Origin of the sequence: Nesterenkonia alkaliphila, assembly GCF_009758175.1 — a bacterium.
Taxonomy (GTDB): Bacteria; Actinomycetota; Actinomycetes; order Actinomycetales; family Micrococcaceae; genus Nesterenkonia; species Nesterenkonia alkaliphila.
Genome location: NZ_WRPM01000047.1, coordinates 1 through 2173 on the forward strand (window position 1 = coordinate 1; position 2173 = coordinate 2173).

Annotated in this window: 1 protein-coding gene; it reads left to right on the top strand. The window is 62.4% G+C overall.

All coding sequences use genetic code 11. The annotated features are described in order from the left end of the window. The first annotated feature begins 551 nt into the window (after positions 1–551). Positions 552–2054 carry a group II intron reverse transcriptase/maturase gene (ltrA, locus tag GNZ21_RS06830; protein WP_232532729.1) on the top strand — a complete coding sequence of 501 codons (1503 nt, stop codon included), beginning with the start codon at positions 552–554 and terminating at the stop codon, positions 2052–2054. The last annotated feature ends 119 nt before the right edge of the window (positions 2055–2173 follow it).

Sequence of the window (2173 nt, forward strand, 5' to 3'; positions counted from 1 at the left end):
GTGCGCCACGAGGCGCTGTTGATCTGGATGGAGGTGAGAGACCTACATCGCTTAGCCGTCGTAGCGGCTTGGTGAAGCTGGCGGCAGCCGGAATCGGGGGACGCCGAGGACGGTGGGAGCAGCCGCGACAAAGTCAGGGCGGTCCAGTACTACCGGATGGGTCGTGCCTGGTGAGCAAGACGGGACGGTGCACGTAAGGAATCGATGTTGTAAAGCCTCTTGATCGTCGACCAGCTCAGAAACCCGGTGGATTCGGGCTGGAACGCGGTGCACACCCGCCCCTTGGGCCTCTCCGCCAGAGTGGCTCGCCGGGGTGGGTGACTGTCAGAACGGATGATGTGTCGGGTCTGGCAGATCGTGGTGAATGTCTACGGCGTAGCCACGGTGAAACCGCAGGGGCAAAGTCGAGCACCTCGCCCGTTGACCAGATGACAGTGAACGTGGGAACCACCAGTGTCCCGTTCCCTTACAAGGGATAGGCGCGTCGCCCGCTGAAGGGTACTGGTGGGGCGGAGCCGTCGTAGTACTCCGAGGCCGGGAGAGCCGGTCACATGGGGAAGGACGGCAGCGAGGAGGAGCAGCAAGTGACTGTAATGTCCGAAGACGCGCTGGTGAATACTGGCGCCACACGGTGGCCCGGCCCTGCTGAGGCCGCTGTGAGGGTACGGAAGATGCAGAACAAGTTGCATTGCTGGGCGACCGAGCAAAGCGGTCGTCGGTTTGATGATCTGTATAACCTGGTCTGTGATCCGGCGTTCTTGGTGGTGGCCTTTGACCGTGTCGCCAGGAACAAAGGAGCACAGACCCCTGGAGTGGATCGGGCCACTGTGGCCAAGATCGGCTCCGAGGCGGGAGTGACAGCGTTCTTGTACCAGCTGCGAGCCCAGTTGAAGGCCCGCGGTTTCGCTCCTGTGCCGGTGCGGCAGGTGATGATCCCTAAGGCCAGTGGGAAACTGCGGGCCCTGGGCATCCCGACCGTGGCCGACCGGGTGGTACAAGCGGCTGTGAAACTGGTGCTGGAACCCATCTTCGAGGCCGACTTCGCGCCGGTCTCCTACGGGTTCCGTCCGAACCGTCGCGCACAGGATGCGATTGCCGAGATTCACCACTTCACGACTAAGTCGTATCAGTGGGTACTGGAGGCCGACATCGAGGCGTGTTTCGATAACATCGATCACGTCGCTCTGATGGACCGCCTGCGGCGCAGGATTGGGGATAAGCGTGTCCTAGCGTTGGTGAAGGCATTCCTCAAGGCCGGGGTGATGACCACTACCGGCACCCGAGAAGGAACTATCACCGGCACCCCGCAGGGCGGGATTCTCTCCCCGCTGCTGGCCAACATTGCTCTGTCCGTCTTGGATGATCATTTCACCAGGCAATGGCAGTCGATGATGGCCACCGTGCAGCAGCGACAAAAGCGGCGCTATCACCGCAAGGCGAACTACCGACTCATCCGCTACGCTGACGATTTTGTCGTTGTCGTCACGGGCGAGAAGGAAGACGCCGAAGCCCTACGCCACGACGTTGTAGACGTCCTGGCTCCGGTCGGGCTGCGACTGTCGCCGGAGAAGACCCGCGTGGTCCACATCGACGAGGGGTTCGACTTTCTCGGATTCAACATCCGTCGGATGCGTAAACGAGGCAGTCATAAACACTTCGTCTACACTCGTCCTTCGAGACAGGCTCTCGCCTCGATCAAAGACCGAGTGCGGGTCATGACCTACAGACACACCCTGCACCAGGATCCTGGGTACCTCATGGAGTATCTGGGCCGGGTGCTGCGTGGCTGGGCGAACTACTTCCGGCACGGGGTTTCCAAGCGCATCTTCACCGCGATCGACTCCTATGCTTGGGAGCGGATCACGGCATGGTTGCGGAAGAAACACCGGATGGGATGGCCAGAGTTACGGCGTAGGTTCTGCCTGCCCGGAACCTGGCGCTTAGCTCACGACGGGCAACGGTTCCGTGGCGCCGCCAGCGTCACCGTCACCCGGTACCGCTACCGCGGTTACCGCATCCCGACCCCGTGGCCACCGACAGGCGATCGTGCCTGACCAGCAACCTCACGTGGAGAGCCCGGTGCGGTGAGAATCGCACGCCGGGTTCGGCGGGCGGTCCGGGGAAACGGAGCAGCAGCAATGCTGCCACCGCGCCCCGGGCCGACCCAACTGGC